17 protein-coding genes are annotated in these 23165 nt (G+C 33.3%); 5 read left to right on the top strand and 12 right to left on the bottom strand.

Features of this window, described 5'->3' with window-relative positions; translation table 11 throughout:
• Positions 1–27: 27 nt before the first annotated feature.
• The 5 genes from AC3VI6_RS02185 to trkA form a co-directional block, all read right to left on the bottom strand.
• On the bottom strand, positions 28–198 hold the full coding sequence (locus AC3VI6_RS02185) for a hypothetical protein (protein ID WP_435255336.1): 171 nt from the start codon (positions 196–198) through the stop codon (positions 28–30).
• Between the two features lie 13 nt (positions 199–211).
• A complete protein-coding gene (locus AC3VI6_RS02180; RefSeq protein ID WP_497704996.1) occupies positions 212–2341 on the bottom strand; it encodes a DUF8693 domain-containing protein in 2130 nt (709 codons plus the stop codon).
• A 40-nt stretch (positions 2342–2381) separates the two neighbouring features.
• The gene (locus AC3VI6_RS02175) at positions 2382–3044 is read right to left on the bottom strand and encodes a phage tail protein (RefSeq protein WP_497704995.1); all 663 of its coding nucleotides are present in this window, start codon (positions 3042–3044) and stop codon (positions 2382–2384) included.
• A 105-nt stretch (positions 3045–3149) separates the two neighbouring features.
• Positions 3150–4649, bottom strand: coding sequence for a TrkH family potassium uptake protein (locus AC3VI6_RS02170; RefSeq protein WP_497704994.1), 1500 nt, complete (start codon positions 4647–4649; stop codon positions 3150–3152).
• Complete coding sequence (gene trkA / locus AC3VI6_RS02165) at positions 4649–5995, bottom strand: Trk system potassium transporter TrkA (protein ID WP_497704993.1); 1347 nt, start codon at positions 5993–5995, stop codon at positions 4649–4651. Before trkA ends, AC3VI6_RS02170 begins: the two co-directional genes overlap by 1 nt.
• A 94-nt stretch (positions 5996–6089) precedes the next feature.
• On the opposite strand from trkA, the gene radC reads away from it, so the two are divergent.
• The 4 genes from radC (at position 6090) to AC3VI6_RS02145 (ending at position 9764) form a co-directional block, all read left to right on the top strand.
• A complete protein-coding gene (gene radC, locus AC3VI6_RS02160; protein WP_274635161.1) occupies positions 6090–6776 on the top strand; it encodes a RadC family protein in 687 nt (228 codons plus the stop codon).
• A 31-nt stretch (positions 6777–6807) separates the two neighbouring features.
• Complete coding sequence (locus AC3VI6_RS02155) at positions 6808–8112, top strand: polysaccharide deacetylase family protein (RefSeq protein ID WP_497706563.1); 1305 nt, start codon at positions 6808–6810, stop codon at positions 8110–8112.
• A 189-nt stretch (positions 8113–8301) separates the two neighbouring features.
• Positions 8302–8976, top strand: coding sequence for a YjjG family noncanonical pyrimidine nucleotidase (locus AC3VI6_RS02150; protein ID WP_497704992.1), 675 nt, complete (start codon positions 8302–8304; stop codon positions 8974–8976).
• Positions 8977–9017: 41 nt separating this feature from the next.
• Positions 9018–9764 (top strand): hypothetical protein, encoded by a 747-nt coding sequence (locus AC3VI6_RS02145; RefSeq protein ID WP_497704991.1) that lies wholly within the window; start codon positions 9018–9020, stop codon positions 9762–9764.
• A 173-nt stretch (positions 9765–9937) separates the two neighbouring features.
• Here the strand turns inward: AC3VI6_RS02145 and AC3VI6_RS02140 are convergent, their stop codons facing one another.
• The gene (locus AC3VI6_RS02140) at positions 9938–11209 is read right to left on the bottom strand and encodes a replication-associated recombination protein A (protein WP_497704990.1); all 1272 of its coding nucleotides are present in this window, start codon (positions 11207–11209) and stop codon (positions 9938–9940) included.
• 75 nt (positions 11210–11284) lie between these two features.
• Here AC3VI6_RS02140 and AC3VI6_RS02135 point away from each other — a divergent pair, with 75 nt between their 5' ends.
• Complete coding sequence (locus AC3VI6_RS02135) at positions 11285–11995, top strand: rhomboid family intramembrane serine protease (RefSeq protein ID WP_497704989.1); 711 nt, start codon at positions 11285–11287, stop codon at positions 11993–11995.
• Between the two features lie 34 nt (positions 11996–12029).
• Here AC3VI6_RS02135 and rlmB read toward each other — a convergent pair whose 3' ends face one another.
• The 6 genes from rlmB to AC3VI6_RS02105 all read right to left on the bottom strand — a co-directional run bounded on the left by rlmB (position 12030) and on the right by AC3VI6_RS02105 (position 22998).
• A complete protein-coding gene (gene rlmB, locus AC3VI6_RS02130; protein WP_497704988.1) occupies positions 12030–12767 on the bottom strand; it encodes a 23S rRNA (guanosine(2251)-2'-O)-methyltransferase RlmB in 738 nt (245 codons plus the stop codon).
• 105 nt (positions 12768–12872) lie between these two features.
• Entirely contained in the window at positions 12873–13697 is an 825-nt protein-coding gene (locus AC3VI6_RS02125; RefSeq protein WP_497704987.1) for a hypothetical protein, read from the bottom strand.
• 18 nt (positions 13698–13715) lie between these two features.
• Positions 13716–15227 carry a RagB/SusD family nutrient uptake outer membrane protein gene (locus AC3VI6_RS02120; protein WP_497704986.1) on the bottom strand — a complete coding sequence of 504 codons (1512 nt, stop codon included), beginning with the start codon at positions 15225–15227 and terminating at the stop codon, positions 13716–13718.
• 15 nt (positions 15228–15242) lie between these two features.
• The gene (locus AC3VI6_RS02115; protein ID WP_497704985.1) at positions 15243–18260 is read right to left on the bottom strand and encodes a SusC/RagA family TonB-linked outer membrane protein; all 3018 of its coding nucleotides are present in this window, start codon (positions 18258–18260) and stop codon (positions 15243–15245) included.
• 162 nt (positions 18261–18422) lie between these two features.
• Complete coding sequence (locus tag AC3VI6_RS02110) at positions 18423–19865, bottom strand: RagB/SusD family nutrient uptake outer membrane protein (protein ID WP_497704984.1); 1443 nt, start codon at positions 19863–19865, stop codon at positions 18423–18425.
• Between the two features lie 13 nt (positions 19866–19878).
• The gene (locus tag AC3VI6_RS02105) at positions 19879–22998 is read right to left on the bottom strand and encodes a SusC/RagA family TonB-linked outer membrane protein (RefSeq protein ID WP_497704983.1); all 3120 of its coding nucleotides are present in this window, start codon (positions 22996–22998) and stop codon (positions 19879–19881) included.
• Positions 22999–23165 lie beyond the last annotated feature (167 nt).

The following is a 23165-nucleotide window of genomic DNA, read 5'->3' as shown; positions in this document are numbered from 1 at the left end:
GGAGGTTTTTTTAATTCTTTTTGAATCTTAAAAGTCATCTCCTGGGTTTTCAGGGCTTGACGCCTGAGCTTTTTGCGGATTTAAAATCATATAGGTTCCTAAAGCCGTTAAAGCAGTATATTTACTGTAGGTTCCTATCTTCTTTAAAGCTTCTTTTCTAGTTATTTCTTTATTGTTATGTTTAGTTTGTTTTTTCATAATTCTTAATTTTTTAGTCTAAAATAATTTTAGCATTCGTTTTTATAGAATCTGAAACTAACTCAACAAGGTAAACACCTGAAGCTAGTTTTGGTGTTGAAATTTCAGTATAACCATTGGAGTTAAAAGTGGTATTAAAAACTTGTTTACCTGATAAAGAGAACATTTTTAAAGTAGCTTTTTGATTTTGAAGCCCTTTAACAATAATGACTTGACTGTTTTTAGCTTTAAATAATTCTATACCTTTTGTTTCATTAGGTAGGTTTAAATTTAAGTTTTTAGCACTTGTGTGTAGGTAGAACTGTCCTGTACTATTAGAATTTTTACTAAGCGTAGTAGTATAGTTCTTTTCAGATAAATTAATGAAAGTGTTATTGTTTTTATCTTCTAAATATACTTTAAGGTTATCTGGTAAGTTTTCAAAATTCACAGAAAAAGTTATTTCTTCACCAGCATTAGCTCTTAAACCAATGGGAATAATCATCTTTTCATAATCATTATTGGGTAATGTTTGAATAGCTAATTGTTTTCCTTGATTATTGGTGAGTAGCTCAGTAAATACAGCTAAGCCAGAAGTATCTTCTCCAAACATTTTCGAGTCATAACTTCTATCATATCCAGTAGTTTTTCCAGAAACATAAAAAACTTGTGTAGATCTCTTGATTTCGTTATTGTTAACAGATAACTCAATTGAAGGAATAGGTTCCTGTTTCATGAATGTATCTGAATTTTGATGACTTTGGTTTGAAAAAGCAAAGATAACATTGTTGCTTGCCGCGGCTTCTACAAAGAATGCTTGCCCTGGAGCAATTTCAATTGGGTTAACTGCATTTCGGGTAGTGTATTGCGTACCATTCCATAACCAAATGGTCTCACTAGTAAGTATAGATGAGTTTGAAGCTGTAAAGCTAGCAGAGTTAATATAGGCTGTATATGGATTTCCTACAAGATTGTAATTAGTTCTACTACCTGTAGAAATAGCTTTAGCAATATTAGAAGTATTAGCTGTTCCACTGATTGAAACCTCTCCAGGAGTAGCTAATTTAATAGAGAGACCTGTTCCATTAGTTATTGTTCCAGTATTACCACTTTGCACATATAACCACGCTGATCCAGTAATATTGCTATAAGGAGCTAACCCTAAATTGCCACCATTACCAGAAGCCAAGGTATGGTTAGCAATAATATCCTCTAAAGTTTCACCAGCAACAGGAGGTGATACCAAGTACCATAATGTAGTTGGTAAACTTCTTTTATAAGTTACAGTACCAGTAACAGTACTTTGTGGTATAAAAGAAGCTCCACTATTAATTGTTAATGAATTAAAGGTTAACGCTGACGAGGCAGTTGGATAGTTCTCTAACCCAGAAGGAATAGTTATATCTGCATTGTTAGGAGGAACAACATTGTAATCCCAGTTTGAAGCTGTATTCCAATCGTTATTAGTTGCGCCAGTCCAAATAGGTGTAACTTTAAAAGCTGTATTATCAAGTGGAAGAAGATTTTCGCCATTATCGATGTCAATTAACCAATTAGTAATATTGGCTATTTCAGTAAGATAGGCACTATAAGCACCTAAACCTGTTCTTGGCCCAATGTATTTGCCCCCGTCGGGATTTCCTGTCTCAAAGAGGTTAATAAAAGTACTTCCTTCAGTTAAGCCACTACCAGTTAAATCACCGTAGTTACCCGCTTCATTTTGAATACCTGCTAAAAATGTAGTTGGTGCTTCAACAGTACCTAAATAAGCAAATAAAGCATCACCACTAGCAGCTAAATTTAAAGTGCCTCCAGCACCTGCTGATGATAAGGATCCTATAGAAGAACCAAATCCAGGGTTTATAGAGCTGTCAGTATCTGTAAATGTAACTACAGTTCCAGCTGAAATTACTGCCCCACCGGTATTCCATTCCAAGTTTCCTTCATTAAAATCAACAAATCCACCAGCTCCATTTAATTCATCATCAGAAAAGAATATTGTGGTGTTAGCAGGAATGTCATTTAAAACAACAATAGCAAAATCATCATCTCCATCCGTATTAAATGCAATAAAAGCGATATCTCCTGTATTTTGTGCTAAAGACTGTAGTGTACAAAATATAGATAACATGACCGTAAGTAACAAATTGTAATAATGTTTCATAGTAATTAAGGTTAGTTTGTCGTATTTTATGATTATCTGATTAACCTCTTGAAGGATAAATCCCTTGTATACAAATGATGTATATTACTGTAGTGTATGGTTGTCTGTTGTCAAATGATTGATTTCCTCCTTGATTTTCAACGGTTACAGTTCCTTCAACAGTTAGAGAAGTAGAGAAAGGTCTTAAGTTGCCATCTGGTGCTTCAGTAGAGTACATTTTAGTTTCGTCTCCTTGAAAATTACCAATAGCAAAAGAAGAAAGGTTAGATGGTTCACTTTCATTAGCTTCATCAGCATATGTAGGTATTGCTATGTTCGCATTTCCATTTGTTTTTGTGAAAGTAGCAGTATGATTATGAGCAGGCATTTGTGCTATAGATAGAGTTCTGAATTCGGCTCCTCCAATGGAACCTTGCCTGTAGTCTTGTAAACCAGGTTCACGACCAGCACTAATAGCTACTCTTCCTCTTAAATCAGGTAAGGCAAATGTTGTTCTGCCATCTCCTCCATATATGGTTCCTAATAAAGAAAATAAGGCTTGATTTTGTGCTATAGGCATTAATTGACCTTCACAAAATGCCCATCCTCTAGGAGCAAAATTACCAGCAAACATTCTAATTTCTCCCAAAAAAGCTTCTTGAGCTTTACTTTCAGGGATGTTTAATAAGCAAATAAAAAAAAGCAATGCAATTTTTAGTTTCATAACTATAAGAGATTTGGTTAATCAACTAAAAATAATGTTTTTATCTTAACTTTTTGGTTTTTAAGTTGTTATTGGGTGTTTTTCCTGTTGTAAAAGGTGGTTTAACTAATTCTTCCTCCAGAAAAATGGAGTTAATAAAATTAACACAGTAAATAGCTCTAGACGTCCAATTAGCATTAAGAAAGAACAGAACCATTTTGCTCCCATAGATAGGTGGTTAAAATTATCAACCGGACTAACACTCCCTATAGCAGGGCCAATATTTCCTAAAGAAGAAGCACAAGCACCTAAAGCAGATTTTATATCCAATCCTAAAAGAGCTAGAACAACTGTACCAATAATAAATATTAACATGTACAGGATAAAAAATGAAAGTACATTAAATATAATCGTTTGGTTTACTGCTTTACCATCGTAACGTACAGGAATAATAGCATTAGGGTGTAGCGATTTTTTGAACTCTAAAAAGCTGTTTTTCAGCATGATAATGTGTCGAACAATTTTCACCCCTCCAGAGGTAGATCCTGCTGAACCTCCTAAGAAAAATAGAGAGAAAAATATAGCAGTAACAAAAAAGCTCCACATAGTAAAATCGGCAGTAACAAAACCAGTGGTGGTTACTACTGAAATTACAGAGAATAACGAGTGGCGAATAGCACTTTCTACTTCACCCCATACTTTTGGGTGTGCTATGGTTGTTTGTAAATTCGGATCTTGAAAAAAGATAATCATAAGTGCTACGATAGCCGAAATACCTATAATTCCGAAGAAATAGTATTTAAACTCTTCGCTTTGTATAACTTTTCTAACTTTTCCTTTTAATGCAAAATAGGTAAGTACAAAGTTGGTACCTGCTATAAACATAAAAAAGATGATGATATATTGAATTAGAGGAGTGTCATTCCAATGGGCAACACTTGCATTTTTGGTTGAAAATCCACCGGTGCTTACCGTAGCCATTGCATGGTTTATGGCATCAAACCAAGTCATACCCGCTACTTTTAATAATAAGAATTCAACAGCGGTTAATAAAACGTAGATTAACCATAAACGTTTAGCTGTATCGGTAATTCTTGGGTGTAGTTTATCTGCTGAAGGTTCAGGAGCTTCTGCCATAAAAAGCTGCATACCACCAATACCTAATAAAGGTAAAATAGCAATGGTAAGAACAATGATTCCCATACCCCCAATCCAATGCGTAGCACTACGCCAAAATAAAATTCCTTTTGGCATTGATTCAATATCTGTTAAAATAGAAGAACCTGTTGTTGAGTATCCTGAGATGGTTTCAAAAAAAGCATTGGTAACACTTGGAATACTTCCCGTAAGTAAGTAAGGTAGCATTCCTGTAAAAGATAATGTTAGCCATCCAAGGGTTACAATAAGGTATCCTTCTTTTTTATAAATATTATTGTTGTCTGGTTTGTTAAAAAAATAGAGTAATGTACCAAGAGTAATTGTAATGATTCCTGCATTTAAGATTCCTAGTTTTGCAGCTTCATTATAATAAATACTTACAGGAACTGTTAACCACATAAACAATCCGTTTAAAATGGCTGTAACTCCTAAAAAACGATAAACTAATTTTAGATTAAGATTTCCCATTAGTTAAATAAATCTTCTACAATTGTTATTGCTTCAGGTAAACAAAAAACAATGGCTCTATCTTCGCTTTGTAATTGAAAATCTCCGAAAGACATTAAAGGTTCACCGTTTCTAATTACACCTCCTATGATAGCTTCTCTAGGAAAACGCAATTCTCGAATTACTTTTTTAGTGACCTTTGCATTCGGTTTTACTTCAAATTCAAAAACTTCAGCATCTACATTATGTAAGTTGGCTAAGGCAACAATTTCTCCTTTTCGAATATGACGGAAAATATTACTAGCTGCAATTAGTTTTTTATTGATTAAAGTGTCAATACCTATGGTTTGAGAAATGTTTATGTAGTCCATGTTCTCAACCAAGGCAACCGTTTTTTTAACTCCTTTAGATTTTGCTACAAGGCAAGACATAATATTTGTTTCAGAATCACCAGTTACAGCTACAAAGGCATCCATTTCTCTAATGTTTTCTTCTTCTAACAACTCTAAATCTCTACCATCTCCATAAATAACTAGTGTGTTTCGAAGATCTTCGGCTAATTGTAAAGCTTTGTCTTTGTCTTTTTCAATAAGTTTCACCTTAAAGTTGTCTTTACAAAGCTTTCTAGCTGTTTTTCGTCCAACTCGACTTCCTCCTAAAATCATTACGTTGGTAATGTCAATATGATTTTTACCAATAATAGGGTAAAGCTTATCAATACTGTATTTTGGAACGGAAAAATAAACCTGATCGTTTATTTTATATTCGGTATCACCTCTTGGAATAATTGTTTGCGATGTTCCTTCACGCTTTATAGCTATGGTAATAAAATCTACTAAACAATATTTTTCTTTTGTCTCTTTTACTGTAAGATCAAGAATAGGGGATTTATAGCCTAGGGTAGTTCCCATGATATTAAAAGCACCATTTTCAAAGGCAACTGTATCGTTAAAAGAAGATTGATGTAGAAGAGATTTGATTTCCTCCGCAGCTAATTCTTCAGGAGAAATCATAAAATCAACTCCGTAATCTTTAAAATTAATACAAGGATTATCTAAAAATTCAGGGTTACTAATTCTAGCAATGGTTTTTTTTACTCCTAATGCTTTTCCTATTACTGAAATTGTGAAATTTGTATTAGGGCTCTCAGTAACTGCCAATAAAAGGTCTGCCGAACTAATTCCTATTTCTTTTAGTAGTTTAATTGAGGTAGCATCACCTTTTTTTGTAATCACATCTAAGTGATTGTTTAGGTATTCTAACTTTTCACCGTCAAAATCTATTACATAGGTGTCTTGCGCTTCGTAAGAAAGGAGTTTAGCCAAATGAAAACCGACGTCTCCAGCCCCGGCTATTATAATCTTCATAGTAAAATTTAAAAAAAGACTGACTGCAAAGATACTGTGCTTCTTTTGTTTGTGCAAAAAATGTTATATTTATAAATCTACCAAGAAAAAAAGGATGAAAAAGATTTCAATTAAATCATGGGCATTAGACGATAGACCAAGAGAAAAGCTATTGTTAAAAGGGAAAGTAGCTTTGTCGGATGCAGAGTTAATAGCTATTTTAATAGGTTCGGGCAATAGAGAAGAGAGTGCTGTAGGTTTGGCTAAGAGAATTTTATTGTCAGTAAACAATGATTTAAGTTCGCTAGCAAAGCTATCTGTAGAAGAATTAATGAAGTTTAAAGGAATAGGGGAGGCAAAAGCAATATCAATAGTTACAGCTTTAGAGTTTGGAAAAAGAAGACAGTTTGAAGAAAAAGTAGTAACTCCAAAAATAAGTAGTTCTAAAGATGTGGCTAAAATTATGCAACCACTCATTGGAGATTTACAACATGAAGAGTTTTGGGTGTTGTATTTAAATAATTCAAATAAAGTTTTAGCAAAACACCAGTTAAGTAAAGGCGGATTTACCGCTACTTTGGTTGATGTACGTTTGTTATACAAAAGAGGACTTGAATTATCATCTGTCGGAATTATAGTATGCCACAACCATCCTTCAGGAAAGTTAGAACCTAGTAGAAGTGATATAGAGTTAACTCAGAAGATAAAGAAAGCAGGAGAGACTTTAGATATTAAACTGTTAGATCATTTAATTATTACTGAAAAAGCGTATTTTAGCTTTGCTGATGAAAGCATCTTATAGTTGTAGGTTTTACAACTAATATTTAATGAGTATGATACTGATTTACACCCATAAAGTTACTCCTCGAGTTCGTTATATTTTCAAACAAATTTTTACACGTATTTTACAGGTTGAAATAGATTTTACAGGTAAAGTTGAAGAGTTTGTAGCTTTTAACGGGCCAAAGTTTTCATATACCAACGTACCTTTAGGGAAAGAGTTTTTTGTTCAGAGTAATGAGTTGTTATTTCAACAAGGTATAAAAGATGTTGAAATCAACATACAAGAATGGGAAGGAGTACCTTGCTTTTTTTCTACAATTGAAGCTTCAGAAATTCCGTTTGATATTTTTGCTGCTAGTTTTTATTTAATTTCTAGGTACGAAGAATATTTACCGCATATTAAAGACAAACACGGGCGTTTTTCGGCAACTCAAAGCGTAGCTTATGAAAATGGATTTTTAGAAAAACCTTTGGTTGATATTTGGGCATACAAGTTTTTAGAGGTCTTAAAACATAAGTTTCCCGATTTTGAAAATGAAGAAAGAAGCTATCAATATATTTCAACAATAGATGTTGATAATGCCTATGCCTACAAACACAAGAGTTTTATAAGAACTATAGGAGGTTTCTTAAAAGATGCATCACAGTTTAAAATTTTTACAATTTGGGATAGGTTCGCAGTGCTTTTCAATCTAAAAAAAGACCCGTTTGATACTTTTGAAAAGCTAATAGAATTAAAGAAAACGTATAATGTAAGAACCATTTTTTTCTTTTTAATAGGAGATTATACAACATTTGACACTAATGTTTCTGCTTCAAAAAGAAAATTCAAGCTATTGATAAAAGATATGGTAGATTATGCTCGAGTAGGGTTGCATCCGTCATATTACACCACGAACGATGTTTCTTTGTTAAAGAAAGAGAAAGAGCGTTTAGAAGCTATTACAAATATTCCTATCAAACGATCGAAACAACATTATTTACGAGTTTCGTTGCCTGAAACGTATCAGCAATTAATCGATTTAGAAATAGAAGAAGATTACTCAATGGGCTATGCAAGTCATGTAGGTTTTAGAGCAAGTACATGCACTCCTTTTTATTTTTACGATTTAGATTTTGAAATTCAAACACCATTAAAAATCTTTTCATTTGCACTTATGGATGCAACGCTTAATGATTATATGAAGTTTACACCAAAGCAATCGTTAGGAAAAATTAGAGATTTAAAAAATGAAGTAAAAGCAGTTAATGGTACTTTTATTACTGTGTTTCATAACGAAAGTTTAAGTAACTATTTGAGATGGAGAGGTTGGGGTAGATTGTATAATTCAATGCTTAAAATTGTAAAAACTTAGATAATTAGATGGTTAGACTTTTAGATTTACGGATGTTCTGAAGTTTATAAAGTGAAAAACGAAAAGTGTAAAATTAAAAGTGAAAAGTAAAAAGTAAAAAGTTTTTTCTTTCGATAGTGTGAGTAAAAAACTAGTTTACCTAAACCCTAAACCCTAAACCCTAAACCTATTCAATTCAATAAAAGAGATATGGAAATAAAGCATTTATTTTTTGATCTAGACCACACACTTTGGGATTTTGATAGAAATTCAAAACTGACTTTTCAGAAAATTTTCGAAGAGCAAAACATTACAATTCCTATTGATGATTTTTTAGAAGTGTACATGCCGATAAACTTAAAATATTGGCGATTGTATAGAGAAGATAAAGTTGAAAAATCAGATTTAAGATATCATAGATTAAAAGAAACTTTTGATGCTTTAAACTATAAGGTTTCTGATGATATGATTGATGTGATTTCTGAAGATTATATTCGTTATCTACCTAGTTATAATTATCTGTTTTCTGATGCTGTAGAAGTTTTAGAGTATTTAGAAAATAAATATGATTTGCATATTATAACCAATGGTTTTGAAGAAGTACAGAACTTAAAACTTCAAAAATCAGGGATTGATAAATACTTTAAGCAAGTAATTACTTCGGAATGTGTTGGAGTTAAAAAACCGAATCCTAAAGTTTTTGAATTTGCTTTAAGCAAAGCTGAAGCTGAAGCTCACGAATCGATTATGATAGGGGATAGCTACGAAGCTGATGTTATGGGAGCGCTAAACTCGGGGATGAAGGCAATCCATTTTTCCGAAGAAGCTAAAAATAATGGAGTACAACGTGTAGCTTCATTAATAGAATTAAAAAATTATTTATAAGTTTATCAAGAAATAAAGATATTATACCTAAAAGACATAAAATGAAAAGAATACTTTTAATAGCATTGTTTATATCAACAGCAAGTTTTGCGCAAAAATCTATTAACAATTATAAATATATAATCGTACCAAGCAAGTTTGATTTTGTTAAAGAAAAAGATAAATACCAAACAAGTTCACTAACTAAGTTTTTATTCAACAAGTACGGATTTACCGCTTTTTTAGATGATGAAAATTTACCTGATGAAATAGCTAATAACAGATGTTTAGCTTTAACAGGAACTGTAAAAGATGAATCAGGTATGTTCACCACTAAAAGTGTTATTGAACTAACTGATTGCTACAACAAAGTTGTGTTTACATCAAAAGAAGGAAGAAGTAAAGAGAAAGAATACAAAAAGGCATATCAAGAAGCAATCCGTGATGCTTTTAAATCGATTGAAGCTTTAAAGTATAAATACATTCCGTTACAAGAAGATGTTGTAACTAAAACTAAAGAAGTGCCAGCTGTAGCTGTTGTACCAACGGTAGTAGAAAGTAAAGTAATGGAGGTTGTTGAAAAACCAGTCAATGCTAAAGAACAATTATTTGCACAACCAATACCTAACGGTTTTCAATTAGTAAACATGAAACCAGAAGTTGTTTTTCAAGTATTAAAAACCAATGTAAAAGATGTTTTTGTGATAAAAGATAAAAACGGAATCTTATACAAAAATGGTAATTCTTGGTTTGCTGAATACTATACGAATGATAGTAAAGTAATTGAAGAATACCAAGTGAAGTTTTAATTATTTTTCTCTTAGATATTTAATAATTGCTAAGAGAAAAAGGCTAAAACCAATAACTAAACAAGTATAATATAAATAGCTCCTTTCTTCCTTAAAGACTATTGAAGAAGGGAGTATTGTTCCAGATAATAAGTACAAATAAACAGGTTTAATCTTTGTTAAATTCATAGTTTTTAATAGTTGTATTTATCCTTCCAACGTTGTTTTAACAATTCTCTAAATTGATTTTCACGAGCGTTATTTCCTGGTTCGTATAGTTTGGTGTTTTTAATTTCATCAGGTAAAAACTCTTGATTCACAAAATTACCTGTGTAATTGTGCGAGTATTGATAGTCTTTTCCGTAGTCTAAATCCTTCATTAATTTAGTAGGAGCATTTCGTAAATGCAACGGAACAGACAAATCGCCAGTTGTTCTAACCAAATTTTGAGCTTCACCAATCGCCATATACGATGCGTTACTTTTTGCAGAATTAGCTAAATATACTGCACATTGACTCAGTATAATTCTCGATTCTGGATAGCCAATAACTGAAACCGCTTGAAAAGTATTGTTCGCTAAAATCAACGCTGTCGGATTTGCATTTCCAATATCTTCCGAAGCAGCAATAAGCATTCTTCGTGCAATAAACTTTACATCCTCTCCACCTTCAATCATACGAGCTAACCAATAAACAGCAGCATTAGGATCGCTTCCTCTAATCGATTTGATAAAAGCAGAAATGATATCGTAATGTTGCTCACCAGTTTTATCGTATCGAACGGTGTTTTTTTGAATCTTTTCTAAGACTAACTTATTAGTGATGTCAATTTCATCCTCCGCAGCAACCAATAACTCAAAAATATTTAAGAGTTTTCGAGCATCACCACCAGATACTTGTAGCAAAGCATCCGTTTCTTTTAAATTGATTTTTTTCTGAGAAATAATTTCATCCTTTTCCATCGCTCTGTGTAACAGCGCAATCAAATCCTCTTTGTCAAAAGAATTCAAAATATACACTTGACAACGAGAGAGTAGGGCAGGAATCACCTCAAAGCTAGGATTTTCAGTAGTAGCACCCACTAAAGTTACCCAACCTTTTTCAACTGCGCCTAATAACGAATCTTGTTGCGATTTGCTAAAACGATGAATCTCATCAATAAATAAAATCGGATTTTTCTGAGTGAACAATCCACCACTTTTTTTAGCTTTTTCAATGACTTCACGAACATCTTTTACACCCGAACTAATTGCACTTAAGGTGTAAAATGGACGTCCAGATTCGTTGGCAATAATATTTGCCAAGGTGGTTTTCCCAATTCCTGGAGGCCCCCATAAAATTAATGAAGGAATAATTCCCTGCTTGATATGATTGGTTAAAATACCGTTTTCACCCACTAAATGTTGTTGACTAATATAATCGCTTAAACTTTGCGGACGTATTCTTTCTGCCAAAGGTTGATTCATTTTGTAAAAATAACAAAGATTTATGACAGAACTTAACAAATGCTACTTTGGATTTATTTTTGTTATTTTCAGCATATGAAAACAGAACACCATTTAAAATTTTCTCCAAGGGTATTTACCATTCCTCTCCTGTTTGTTTTTGCTATTTGGTTTGTGTATTGGTTAGAAATTAAATTTGGATGGAATTTTAACAAATTTGGAGTGTATCCAAGAAATTTTAGTGGTTTAAAAGGGATTTTTAGCTCTCCTTTTATTCATAGCGATACAAAGCATCTTTTTAATAATTCTGTTCCGTTATTCGTGCTTTCTACGTGCCTTTTTTACTTTTATAAGGAAGTAGCGGTGAAAGTTTTGATTTATGGAGGAATAATTACTGGATTGTTAACTTGGATAATTGCTCGAGAGTCATATCATATCGGTGCAAGTGGAATTGTGTACTTACTATTCAGTTTTGTGCTTTTCAGTGGAATTATAAAAAAGAATTATCGATTAGTAGCAGTTTCGTTTATCACGATTTTTTTATACGGAAGTATGGTTTGGTACGTTTTACCCATTAAAGAAGGAATGTCTTGGGAAGGACACTTATCAGGATTGGTAACAGGAATTATCTTTGCTTTGTTGTATAGGAAAAGAGGAATTGTAAAAGAAAAGTTTGAGTTTTCTAAAACAGAATTTGATACGATGTTTGATGAAAATGGAAATTATGTTCCGCCTGTTCCAGAAGAAGAAACAGAGTTAAAAGAAATTAACTACAAGTATATTTATAAAGAAAACGAACCAGAGTAAAATAAAAAATCCTGCATTTAGCAGGATTATATTTTTATAAACGTTGTCTTACGGCTTCGTATAAAAAGGCACCACAGGCAACCGATACATTTAGTGATTCAATTTCACCTAGTAGTGGTAATTTAGCTTTGTAATCTACTAGTTTTAATACAGAAGTACTTACTCCTTTGTGTTCAGATCCCATAACGATAGCTATTGGTTGATTAAAGTTAATGTCAAAAACAGAATCTTCTGTTTTTTCGGTGGCAGCAACTAATTTAATGTCTGCAGCTTTTAACTGAAAAATAGCATCTTTAATGTGGTCAACTTTACAAATAGGAACTTTGAACGCAGCACCCGCAGAAGTTTTAATAGTTTCAGCATTTACAGGAGCACTACCACTTTTTTGAATGATAATTCCGTTTACACCTGTACATTCAGCAGTTCTGATAATAGCTCCGAAATTTCGCACATCAGACACTTGATCTAACAATAAGAATAGGGGAGTGCTATCAGAATCTAAAACATTTTCTATCAAACTATCTAAATCGTGAAATTCAATAGGTGAAATTTTAGCAACAGCTCCTTGATGATTGTTATGTTTTGATAAACGGTCTAGCTTTTCAGTAGGAACCACACTGGTTGATATTTTATTTTTTTTCAACAGTTTGTCTAACTGAAAAAATAAATCTCCTCGTAAGCCTTTTTGAAGATATACTTTGTTAATTGAAGCGCCACTCTCTATAGCTTCAATAATGGCTCTTATACCAAAAATGTTTGTGTTTTGTTCCATGCTGCAAATGTAGTTCATTTTATGGTATAAAAAAACCACCTCGTTAGAGGTGGTTTTGAGTTATAAAAATATTTATTCTTTATAGAATAAATTATCTAACTTAAATTATAAACAGTATACAAAAGGAGGTAATGTTCCTGCTCCTTGGTTACCAGCTGCCCCTGAAGCGTATAAAAGGTTTCCGTTAGGAGCATAGATTTCAAAGCTAATTTCTCCGTATCGATCACCAGGGAAATTCCAAATGATATTAACAGTTCCATCAGGAACATTTATTGTTGCAGTCGCATCATCTGAACCAGGGGTACAGTCATTATTACTACCTAACCAACCAGCTCCATAAGGAGAACACATACCAAATTCAATTACAGTTTCGTTTCCACTACCATCTATAAGAGTAGCTGTCATACCAGAGCCTCCATTACCATCATCGGTTTGCCATCCATCACCGTAAGCATCATGCATGTCTATAGTATACTCTCCAATTTGAACTGGACAAAATCTAAAAAAGGTAAGGTTGAAAGTGTCGTTAGAAACTATATTACTACCAGAAACTCCTAATAGTTTTAATTCTAAAATAAATTGTCCTCCTTCAGGGATATTGTCATATACACCAGCTACTCTTACAGTTCCTTCATATTCACCAGCAGGAATAACTAAGTCTGAAATAATATATTGATTACTTGTAGCTGTTGAGTTTTGCCCCACAGCAACTTCAATTGTTCTTTCAGAATTTGATACGGTAGTAACATGGACTTTAATGTCAGTAAAAGCAGTTCCTTCAACAATAACAGGTTGTGTATCACTAGAACCAACAAACTGACTCATTGTTTGCCCATTTTTATTGTCAAAAATTACATTTTCTTGATCATTACAACTAAAAAAGAAAGCTGTAGTGATTATTAGTATAAGATTTATAAATTTATTTCTCATAATTTTAATAATTAAATATTAATTATAACCTGGGTTTTGTTGTTCACGTAAACCAGGGTTACCGTTAAACTCTACTAATGGAATTGGTAAAGTAAATCTATAATCAGAATACGGAAGTTCACAAACCATATTGAAGCTTGAACAATCCATCGGATCTCTTAAAGCATTTTGATTTGCTTTTTCACCCAATCTTTTTATATCTTTCCATCTGTGTCCTTCAAAGGCGAATTCTACTCTTCTTTCATTTAAAATAGCAGCCCATGCTTCCTGAGAAGATGCATAGTTAGGTAAAGGTTGAGCTGTTCCGAATCTTTTGTCTCTTAGATCTTTAATTAAAGAAGCAACAGAATTAGAAGAGCCATTTAAATTACCACTATCAGCATATGATTCAGCTAAGATTAATAACATTTCAGAAGATCTAAATACTTTTAAATCATTCATTAAAAATTGACCATCTGAACCAGGGTATTTTTGAATTATTAATTTATCCTCTTGTGAATAATCTACCGCATTTTGATAATCAGGGCTAACGACAGACGTTGGAGCAACTGAAACATCATATCTGATATCAGCTGGGTCGAATAAATTAAATAAACTTCTTCCAAATTCATAGTAAGCACCACCACCAACAGTAGCATTTACAAATGCAAAATTAGCACCTGCCCAACCACCGGCAAATTCACTACCTGTAGCACCTTGTCCGTCATATGGTCCATTTAAGTATCTATCTAATTTAAAAATGATTTCAGCATTGCTCTGGTCTAAAAACATTAATTGATAATCATTACGATCTGCTATTTGGTATTTATTTAAAAGTTCTTGAGCTAAAGGAGCAGCTGTAGTGTAATCACCTCTATATGCAGCAACCCTTGCTCTAAGAGCCTTTACAAAATCTTTAGATACATAGATAGGATCAGAGTCTCTATCTAATAAACTTGCAGCCTTAGTTAAATCAGACTCAATTAAATCATAAATTTCGCCATTAGTATTCCTAAGTAATTTTTGATCAATTGTAGGAACAAAATCAAGTTTTATAACAGCTAAAGCATTATCATCAGTGTAGTCTGTTGAAAAATAAGATAAAAGCTGAAAGTGAGAAAAAGCTCTTAAAGCATAAGCTTGACCAAGGATGTCATCATAACGATCTTGCTCTGTTGCTTCAGGAGTCACAAATTCAGAACCTTCAATTACTCTATTAACAGAGTTTAATTCTACATAACCATTTAACCAAAATGCAGCAGGAGCGTCTGACCCGGCATTTAAATTATATCTAAAACCTGAATCTTGCCCTTGACCACCTCCGGCAAAACCTTCAGCAATTTCATCAGAGTAAGTTGCGTTAAAAGCAATTTCAGGAGTTAAGTCATACTTTGTATAAACTCCTATTAATCCAGCTTGTAAATCATCCACAGTTTCAAAAGTTACCTCAGGAGTTAATCTACCTGGCTGGTTAATGTCTATCGCATTATCACATCTATAAAAAGATATAGATAAAGCAATTAAAAATGATATTTTTAAATATTTTTTCATCTTAAATTATTTTTTTTATAAACCTAATTCAATACCAAAAGAAATTGTTTTTGGTGTTGGGTATGACCTACTACCAGCTCTACTTGAAGCATCAAAACCTCTAAATTTAGTAAAAGTTAACATGTTTTCAGCATTAGCAAATAATCTTACTTTGCTAAAACCAGTATTTTCTAAATACTTATTAGGAAAAGAATATCCCAAAGTAACAAATCGTAATCTTAAGTAATCAGCAGGAACTAAAAACCTATCAGATGAGACATCCAAGTTAGTAGCATCTAAACTAGGAATATCCGTTATTCTGTTATCAGGAGTCCATGCTCTTAAAATATCTGAAGATAAATTAAAATCACCTATGTCATCTCTGTCAATGTAACCTGCATAATCAAAGTCAAAACGATCAACACCAATTACATAGTTGAATTGAGTTTGAAGGAAAAATCCTTTATAGTCAACATTTAATCCAAAACTACCTTGAGCATCAGGAGTAATGTTTTTACCTGTCCAAACTCTGTCATTATCAGCATCAGGATTTTCAGTAAGGTTACCATCTTTATCTAAGAACAATAAGTTACCATTAGCAGGGTTAACACCAGCGTATCTAACAGCAAAGTATTCACCTATTTTTCCACCATTTCTGCCAATACCTATGATCTCACCTGTTTCACTAGGGATATCACTTAGTTTATTTTCGTTGTAGTTAGCAACTGTATTAACAGAAACTCTTAAGTCTTCTTTTTTAACAATATCATACTCCAATTGTACATCAAACCCTTTATTTGTTAAACTTCCTGTATTAGATGAAATTTGTGTAGTAGCATTAATAGCAGAAACAGGTAAATCTTGGAATAAGTCAGTAGTTTTTTTAGCATAATAATCTAACGAACCTCTTAATCTGTTATTAAAAACGCCAAAATCGACACCAACGTTAAATTGAGCTACAGTTTCCCATTTTAAAGTACTGTTACCAATTTGGCTTAAGAAAATTTGTTCTTGACCAGCATAACCTACACCTGTTCCATAAAAACTGAAAGGTAAATCAGCTCCAGAAAAATACGTGTCACCAGTAATTCTTTGGTTACCTGTTGTACCATAAGAAGCTCTTAATTTTAAGTTGTTAAAAGCGCTTCCTTGCATGAAGTCTTCATTACTAATGTTCCATCTTCCAGAAACAGACCAGAAAGTACCCCATCTATTTGTAGTTGCAAAACGATAAGATGCATCACGTCTTACTGTTGCGCTCAAACCATATTTAGTGTCAAAATCATAATCAAAAGAACCAAAGTAAGATAGCAGACCAGCATCTAATTTATTTGCAAAAACAGTATCTACTTTATCGTCATCATCTGGTGAATCAGGAATGAATCCGCTACCATCACCAGGTGAAAATGTTTTAGGATTTAATCCATTTTGTGTAAAACCGAAATTTCTTAAATGAGCTTTAAAATACTCTAGGTATGCAGCAACACCAAATGTATGTTTACCAAATGTTTTATCCCATCTTAAAGAAGATGTAGAGTTAAATGTAAGTCTACGATCTGAACTTTGACTTTGAAATCCATCAACATTAGGGTTAAAACGTAGTTGATTTCTTGAAATAGGGTGTTGAGAGTCTAAGTAAGTAACACTTTCATAATCTATACCAGCATTTATAGAAGCAGTTATATCATCAGTTAATTTATAGCTACCATTAGCAGAAGCTATAATTTTTAATTCTTCTTCAAGAGCTACATATGTTGCAAGTTTATCTATGATATAATAAGGAGCATAAGCTAAAACAAAACTTTGAGCTAATACTCTACCTCCTGGGTAATCTTCAGGGACAAAGTAAGGTAAAGCTGAATTGGCTCCAAATAGAGGGTTTTGGTTAACACCAGTAGTACCAATTGAAGTAGGCTCATCATTTTTAGAATAGTTAAGAGAAACAGAAGTAGAGTAATTAAATTTTTCATTACTTGAGTTTCCAGAAATATTATTTCTTAAATTAAAACGTTTTAAATTACTTCCTTTTAAAATACCTTCTTGATCAAAATAACCCAAAGATGTATATTGAGAAGAGTTTTGACTACCACTAGTTAACCCAATAGTATGATTCTGTGTCATACCGGTTCTAAAGAAATAGTCCATCCAGTCAGTAGTCTTTGCTTGAGCTATTTCAGTATCAGTTAAAGGTGTACCGGTTTGAGTATCAGGGAAAAGAGCGTGTCCTACTCCACCACCTCTACCAACACCTTGCATTCTTTCTAACGTAAGGTATTGTTGAGAATTCATTAGATTATATCTATGGTCCTGTAAAGAGGAAAAACTTAAAAGTCCAGTATAATTAACTTTAAGGTTAGCTCCTTTTTCACCTCTCTTAGTTTTAATAATTACAACACCATTAGCACCTCTGTTACCATAAATTGCAGTAGCTCCAGCATCTTTTAATATCGTAATAGAAGCCACTTCGTTAGGGTTTAAACTTCTAAAGTTATCTTCATTAATAGGTACTCCGTCCATTAAAAACAATGGTTCTGTATTACCGTTTATTGAGTTAACCCCACGAAGTTGAACTAAAGAGTTACTACCTGGTTGACCAGAGTTTGTTGAAATGTCTAAACCTGGAACCTGACCAGAAAGCGTTTGAACCAAACTAGCATTAGGCCTGTCTTCAATAGTTTTAGCACTCAAAGATGTAGATGCTATACTAGATTTTTGCTTAGTAGTAACTGCGTAACCTGTAACAACTACTTCTTCAAGCAAACTGTCACTTTCTAAAACGACTGAGATTTGATTAGAACCTCCAACAGTTCTTTCAGCTGTTTTCATACCAACAAAACTGAAAACTAAAACATCACCAGTTTTAGCATTGATAGAGTAGTTTCCATCGAAATCAGTTTCAGTACCCTGAGTAGTACCTTTTTTAAAGATTGTAACCCCAGGTAGTGGACCTGTTTCGTCAGAAACAGTACCTGAAATTATTCTGTCTTGTGCAAAGGATATTTGCACAATCAACGCTAGGAATAGCGTTAAAATTCCATTAAACTTTGTTCTCATTATGTAATTATTTGAATTAATCAACCGCTAAAATCATAAATATATATTAAAGAAGCAATTTTTTAACATAAAAAGAGTTAAATTAAGTAAATGATTGTTTTTTTTAGTAAAAAAAAGCCACCCTATTAAAGGTGGCTTTTGTTCTTATATAATTTAAAAGTATTATCTCCAACCTCCGTTAGAAACATCAGTACCAGGTGTTCCTTGAGAACCTCCAAAAGTATATATTGGAATCTTAGCAGCATTTAGTGCAGCACCAGGAATAGGTAAGTGTAAAGGTGTACCTTCTTGTAATAAGTCATTACCTCTCATTTCAAAGAAAGCTAATCCCATACCAGTACAGATTAATTCTACGTTTCTTTCGTAAAAGATAGCGTCTTTAATTTCTTGTTCTGTTTCTCCGATATCGTCTAAACCACCTCTTAAGCTACGAGATCCATTATTTATGGTAGCAGCAGCACTAGTTAAATCACCTGTTCTTAAGTAAGCCTCAGCTAAATATAAATCGTTTTCAGCTTTAAGCATTTCGTTAACCATTGTTGTCCATCCAGATCCAGTGATTTCATCATAACGAGAGTATCTGTATGTAGTCCAGTGGTATGTTCCACGATCAGCAGGGAAATCTTGAGAAGATAAGTAGCCAAAATCAGTAGCTAATCTTGCGTCTTCACTTGTAGCTTCAGGTAGTACAGTTTCGTTAGCAGGCCAGTAATCAGGGTAACTGTTATCCATTAAATTGATTATTCTCATATCAACACGAAGCCATCCTGGGTAGATTCCGTAGAATACCCAATCTGAATACCAGTTAGTCCAACCATCACTTACTACACCAAAATCATACGATAAACCATTTTGAGCATAATTTAATACTCTATCCCAATCTAAAGCATCCTTTTCTGTAGCGTTTCTAGGAGAATTAACTAATAACCTAGCTCCAAATGAGTTTAAAAACTCAATCCATTGATCTTTAGATAAAGTAACACCATAAACTTGAGTGTCAATTTCAAAAGTACCAGCTTCAGCAGCTGCTATAGCAAGGTCTAATTTTTCTAAAGCAAGTTCAATAGCTTCCTTATAAGTAAGAGGTTCACCTCCGTTTAAAATTCCTGTTTCATCTGAAGGATATACTCTGTCAAAAACTAAAGCCAAGTAACCTAAAGTAGCGGCTTGACCAAATCTAGCTAGGGTTTCAGCTTTTTGAGCATTGTCGAAAGCACCACCTGACATTACATTAGCTACAATCGAATTAGAATCTGATAATATTGAATGCATTGAGTTGAAAAAATCAGCAGTAGCTCTGTTGTTTCCATAAGTAGCATTATTGTTCCAAGCTACTCTAGGTTCGCTAGACATGTCTCTCATGGCAGCGTTACCCCAAGAACAAGACATTTGGTCAGCCATAGTAGCTAACATTAACCCAGGGCCATAATAATTGTTGGTAGCGTTGTACCAACCTTGAAACAACTTGTCTGCAGTTGATTCGATACCAATCTGTTGACTGGTAGGCTCTTCTCTGTTTATAACATCTAAGTCTGTGTCAAAATCATCACATGAGTTTAACCCAATAGCCAAAAATGCTAAAGAAATTAATTTAAATATTTTCATAATACACTAATTGTTAAAATTTAAGTTGAACTGATAAGGTGTAAGATCTAGAAACTGGGTACACACCATAGTCTACAGAATAATAATTCTGAGTGTTAGAATCATATAACTGAACTTCTGGGTCCCATCCTGAATAGTCAGTAAAGGTTAATAAGTTTCTACCAGTTACACCGATTTTTAAAGATTCGAAGAAACCTCCAGCAATGTTAGATAGTTGTTTTGAACCAAGAGTATAGAATAAAGAAACTTCTCTTAGCTTAACATAAGAACCATCTTCTACCCAATACTTGTTTTCTTGGTTAGTGTCATAAAGACCTTGGTAATAATCGAAAGTCTTTTTATCTGCGTCAGCTTTACCAGCTTGATCAATAATTGCATTTCTATAGTCTCTGGTTAACCACTGACCTTGACGGTTGTAGATGTCTCCTCCTTTTTTCCAATCCCATAACATATAAAAGTTGAATCCTTTATAGTTTAAGTTAGAAGTAAAGCCCATTTGGAAATCAGCATTCTGAGAACCAATTTTACTATACAGTCTGTTACCGTCTTGACCAAGTAAAACTTGAGGTAATTCTCCTGAAGTTCCTTCAGTTCCAGCAGGAATAACATAACCTTCTGAGTTTATTTCATAATCAGCTATTGTAGAACCAGCTGGTAGTTGATTAGCCATTTGATCTAATGATCTTACAAATTGGTAACCATACATAGCACCAAACTCTTCTCCTTCTTTAACATAAAATATTTCACCAGGAGTGTTAGTTCCTCCAGGACCAACAACTATAGGGTCAACATTTAAGCTTGAGATTTCGTTGTCTGTACTACTGTATCTTACACCTAGATTCCATTTTAAATCTTCAGTTTTTATAACATCAGCTGTTAAGTTTAATTCTAAAGTGTTAAAATCAACAGTACCTACATTTTGCCATTGTCTGTTGGCACCACCATTTGCAGGAGCAAAAATATCAACTAACATAAACTGGTTTTCAGTTTTTGCTTTAGCATATACTCCTTCAAAATTAAATCTATCTAAGAAGCTGATGTTTGTACCTATTTCAAATTCAGTCGTTTCTGAAGGTTTTAAATCTGGGTTAGCTTTTATTCTATCGTTATCTAACGTACCGTTTGCAAGTCCAATTACATCATATTGCCAGTTAAATCCAGGGCGTTGACCAGCTGTTCCTAATGCAGCATGAACTTTAAATTCTTGGATTCCAGGAATTTCTAAATCTTTTGAAATTCTGTATGCTCCTGAAATTCTGTAATAATCATTTTGTCTATTATTAGCACCAAATAAAGAAGACCAGTCTCTACGGTACATAGCGTCAACAATGTAACGGTCTTTAAAATCTAAGCCTAAAATAGCAAATACGTTTTGAGCTCTTTCATCTTGAAATGAAGATCCAATAAATACGTCACCGCTTTCAAAATTATCTAAAGATTTAAGACCAGGGTATATAAAGTCAATACCTTGACCGTAAAAATACTCATAGCTATTGTCTTCTAATAAATAACTTAATTTACCAGCTAATTTTAATTCACCAAAAGTTTGAGTATAGTTTAAAGTAGCTTGTGCTTTTTGAGATAATGTAGTACTATTTTCTTTAGAGTAACCTCCTTTAGAGTAGCTAAACCCAACATCTTCTCCGTTTAAAAGCCCTCCAGTTTGGAAAGAAGTATAAGGAGTGTAGTCGTCATTATTCCAACTAGTACTTTCTACTGCGTACTCTAAATCTAAGTTAAGAGCATCAGAAAATTTTAGGTTAAGGTTATAAGAACCTAAAAATCTATTTCTAACAGCTTTTTCTCTATTTGTAGCTAAGTCATATAGAGGGTTGGTAGAAGTAGCAGCCCATGGATTAGGGATGTAGTAGTAAGGTTGCCCATCAGGGTTAGGAGCACTTAGGTTTACGTCAGGATCTGTAACAGATAAATCAAATAAAACTCCTTCAGTAGTACCACCTGGTGTTTCGTTATTAGTTCTGATGTAGTTGTTACTTGCGCTAAACTTTAACCAATCATTAATTTTAAAATCAGCATTTAATCTAGCACCATATCTCTTATAACCTCCAGTTTCGGCAAAAATACCTTCGTTGGTTGTTCTGTCTGCAGAGAAGAATAAGTTAGCTTTTTCAGTACCATGAGAAACAGAAGCATATAAAGTTTGATCCATACCTGTACCGAAGAACTTATCTTGGTTATCATAATAAACTCCATAAGGGTTATCAGCGTAATGGTCTGCAGATAAGATACGAGCTCCTCCAGTAACCTTACCAACTCCACTATAGTTAGCAGGATAAGTAACTCCATCATACTTGGTGTAAGTTCCTTGAGCAGATTGCCAATCACTAGCTAACTCGTAAAAGTGAGATTTGTTTAAGTCTATTTTATTAGGTAATGAAGAAAAACCTATGTCACTACGAAGAGTGATTTTAGGGCTTTGGCTAAAGCTACCTCTTTTACTTGTAATAACGATAACCCCGTTACCAGCACGAGAACCATAAAGTGCAGAAGCAGAAGCTCCTTTTACAATTTCAAAAGAAGCAATATCATCTGTGTTGATATCATTAATACCTCCTTCTACTATAACACCATCAACAAGAACTAAAGGTTCTTGACCACCAAATAAGTTAGTAGCACCACGAAGTTGAATAGTTGCTCCAGAACCTGGCTGACCAAAATTAGTCACAGTTACCCCAGCTACTTTACCTTGTAAAGCACTTGCAGCAGATGTTTGAGGCATATCTTCAAGTTCTTTAGCGCTAACTTTGTTTACTGTTACAGAAAGTTTCTTTCTGCTTGTAGCACCAGCTACACCAGTAATAACAACTTCATCTAAAACGTTGTCACTACCCATAGTAACGTTAATTTGATTTGATTCACCAACTGTTCTTTCAACGGTTTTCATACCTACAAAACTAAAAACAAGAACATCTCCAGTGTTAGCTACGATAGAGTAATTTCCATCGAAATCAGTCTCAGTACCTTGTGTTGTACCTTTTTTTAATATTGTAACCCCAGGAAGTGGACCTGCTTCGTCAGACACCGTTCCTGAAATTGTTTTTTCTTGTGCAAAGGATATTTGCACAATCAACGCTAGTAGTAGCGTCAAAATTCCATTAAACTTTGTTTTCATTGTGTAATTATTTGAATTAATTGAGCCAAAAATCATAAATAAAACTTAAAAAACAAAGGATTTGTTAAAGAAATCTAAAAAAAATATTGTTAATACTTTTTTTTATGTTAAAAACTAAGGTCTATTTTCTTTTTTTATGATGTTTTTTGTTAGTAATGTTTTAAGTG

This window comes from Tenacibaculum sp. TB-56 (assembly GCF_059716275.2).
This window is presented reverse-complemented; position numbering and strand designations above follow the sequence as displayed.

Coding starts and splice junctions, on each gene's coding strand:
- AC3VI6_RS02185 (WP_435255336.1), bottom strand. CDS start 198: ATGAAAAAACAAACTAAACATAACAATAAAGAAATAACTAGAAAAGAA.
- AC3VI6_RS02180 (WP_497704996.1), bottom strand. CDS start 2,341: ATGAAACATTATTACAATTTGTTACTTACGGTCATGTTATCTATATTT.
- AC3VI6_RS02175 (WP_497704995.1), bottom strand. CDS start 3,044: ATGAAACTAAAAATTGCATTGCTTTTTTTTATTTGCTTATTAAACATC.
- AC3VI6_RS02170 (WP_497704994.1), bottom strand. CDS start 4,649: ATGGGAAATCTTAATCTAAAATTAGTTTATCGTTTTTTAGGAGTTACA.
- trkA (WP_497704993.1), bottom strand. CDS start 5,995: ATGAAGATTATAATAGCCGGGGCTGGAGACGTCGGTTTTCATTTGGCT.
- radC (WP_274635161.1), top strand. CDS start 6,090: ATGAAAAAGATTTCAATTAAATCATGGGCATTAGACGATAGACCAAGA.
- AC3VI6_RS02155 (WP_497706563.1), top strand. CDS start 6,808: ATGATACTGATTTACACCCATAAAGTTACTCCTCGAGTTCGTTATATT.
- AC3VI6_RS02150 (WP_497704992.1), top strand. CDS start 8,302: ATGGAAATAAAGCATTTATTTTTTGATCTAGACCACACACTTTGGGAT.
- AC3VI6_RS02145 (WP_497704991.1), top strand. CDS start 9,018: ATGAAAAGAATACTTTTAATAGCATTGTTTATATCAACAGCAAGTTTT.
- AC3VI6_RS02140 (WP_497704990.1), bottom strand. CDS start 11,209: ATGAATCAACCTTTGGCAGAAAGAATACGTCCGCAAAGTTTAAGCGAT.
- AC3VI6_RS02135 (WP_497704989.1), top strand. CDS start 11,285: ATGAAAACAGAACACCATTTAAAATTTTCTCCAAGGGTATTTACCATT.
- rlmB (WP_497704988.1), bottom strand. CDS start 12,767: ATGGAACAAAACACAAACATTTTTGGTATAAGAGCCATTATTGAAGCT.
- AC3VI6_RS02125 (WP_497704987.1), bottom strand. CDS start 13,697: ATGAGAAATAAATTTATAAATCTTATACTAATAATCACTACAGCTTTC.
- AC3VI6_RS02120 (WP_497704986.1), bottom strand. CDS start 15,227: ATGAAAAAATATTTAAAAATATCATTTTTAATTGCTTTATCTATATCT.
- AC3VI6_RS02115 (WP_497704985.1), bottom strand. CDS start 18,260: ATGAGAACAAAGTTTAATGGAATTTTAACGCTATTCCTAGCGTTGATT.
- AC3VI6_RS02110 (WP_497704984.1), bottom strand. CDS start 19,865: ATGAAAATATTTAAATTAATTTCTTTAGCATTTTTGGCTATTGGGTTA.
- AC3VI6_RS02105 (WP_497704983.1), bottom strand. CDS start 22,998: ATGAAAACAAAGTTTAATGGAATTTTGACGCTACTACTAGCGTTGATT.